Here is a 2,024-nt window from a genome sequence, read left to right as displayed (position 1 = left end):
CTTTAATGAAGGGCGTGAGAATCCGCTGGGGCCACTATCGGTACAGTATGCGGACTATGCGGTGTGGCAGCGCGAGTGGCTCAGCGGCGATGTATTGGCTAAGCAATTGGGTTATTGGCAGGAGCAGTTGAGAGGTTTACCTCCGGTACATAGCTTACCTTTAGATAAGAGCCGGCCAGAAATACAGAACTTTGAAGGTAAATCCATTAGTCGAGTTTTGGAAAAATCGACTCTAAATGAAATCATACGTTATTGTAATTCAAATAACGTCACACTCTTTATGTTTTTACAAAGTGCATTGTCAATTTTGATAAATAAGTATAGTTATGGACAAAATGATATTGTAATGGGAACACCAATTGCCGGACGTGCACATACGGGTGTTGAATCCATAATTGGATTTTTTGTAAATACTCTAGTGCTACGCAGCAATGTGGAAGATAATCTGACGTTTGAAAAATTATTACAAAACAATAGATCGATGATTCTTGATGCATATGCGCATCAGGATATACCTTTTGAGTTGCTTGTTGAAACTGTTAATCCAGAAAGAAACCTTTCTTATAGTCCACTGTTTCAGGTAATGATTAACTTACGTAATAGTGATCAAGTGGATTTAAATATAGACGGTATCGATTTAGAAAACAATGAATTTAGTGAAGGATACACAAAATATGATATTGAATTGAGTATATTGGAAGTTGATGAAGAGTTGAGTTTAACCTGGATTTTTAATAATAATATTTTTGAATACGAATCAATTGAAAGAATAGCTAAAAATTTTAACATTCTGATAGATAGCATTCTTAAAGGGCCTGCAAGAATTATATCTCAATTGAAAATAATGGATGACTCCGAGCGTAAAAATTTATTACATCATTCTGAAAATCCAAATGAAACATTCCTTGAAGAAGATTGTTTTTTGGATTATTTTGAGTCTCAGGTGGCGAAATCCGGTGATGCAATTGCCGTTATTTATGGTGATAACTCGCTAACTTATGATGAATTAAACAAGCGTTCAAATCAAGTTGCTCGTTATTTAATAGATAAAGGAGTGAAGACTAATGACTTGGTAGGAGTATGTGTTTCACCATCCTTAGAAGTTATAATTAGTTTGTTAGGAGTGTTAAAGTCCGGCGCCGCATATGTTCCACTGGATCCTCAGTATCCTAAGGAAAGGATTATGTATATGCTTGAGGACTCCAGTGCATGTATTGTTTTAACAAAAAACGAATACTTAAAGAATTTATGCAAAACTACCTATGACATTATCAGTGTCGACGATTCTTACTTTGTAAATAATTTAAAATGTTATCCGGAAACAAACCTATCTAAGTCTTTGGTCAATAGCAGGCCGGATAGCTTGGCATATGTAATATATACTTCCGGATCAACCGGAATGCCTAAAGGAGTGATGGTTGATCGTAAAAATCTTTCAAATTTTTTGAAATATTCAGTAAGAAACTTTATCAGTAATGATATTGAAGGATCAATAGTAAGTTCTTCAATAGCTTTTGACGCAACAGTTTGCCCACTCTATGTGCCGTTATGCGTTGGAAAATCAGTGAATATATTAGGGGTTAGCGATAATCTATTAAGTGAATTAGCTGAAACATTAACTTGTGGCCCCTACTTATATAAGATCACTCCATCTCACATTTATGCCTTGAAGGGGTATTTTAAGGATCCAGCCGAATCAAGGTTGAAACATGTTTTTGTAATTGCTGGAGAACCATTATCAAAATCAATTTGCCAATATTGGGTTAACGCTTTTCCAAAATCAATAGTAATAAATGAATATGGTCCGACGGAGGCAACTGTTGGAAGCTCAACTTTTAACTGTAATGATGATTACTCACCGGAAACGTCGGTTTGCGTCCCAATCGGGCGCCCACTAAGTAATGTGAAACTATTTATCTTTGATGAGAACTCTGTACTTTGTCCACTAGGATCTGTCGGTGAGTTACATATAGGCGGTGCAGGTGTCGCAAGAGGTTATTTGAACCGCCCTGAATTGACCAAAG

Annotated in this window: 1 protein-coding gene; it reads left to right on the top strand. The window is 36.2% G+C overall.

The features are described 5' to 3' along the window. Positions 1 to 2,024, top strand: a 2,024-nt coding sequence (locus ACCI49_RS24440) for a non-ribosomal peptide synthetase (protein WP_371841864.1), incomplete at both ends; no start/stop codon positions are given.

Origin of the sequence: Microbulbifer epialgicus, assembly GCF_041447265.1 — a bacterium.
GTDB lineage: Bacteria > Pseudomonadota > Gammaproteobacteria > Pseudomonadales > Cellvibrionaceae > Microbulbifer > Microbulbifer epialgicus.
This window is presented reverse-complemented; position numbering and strand designations above follow the sequence as displayed.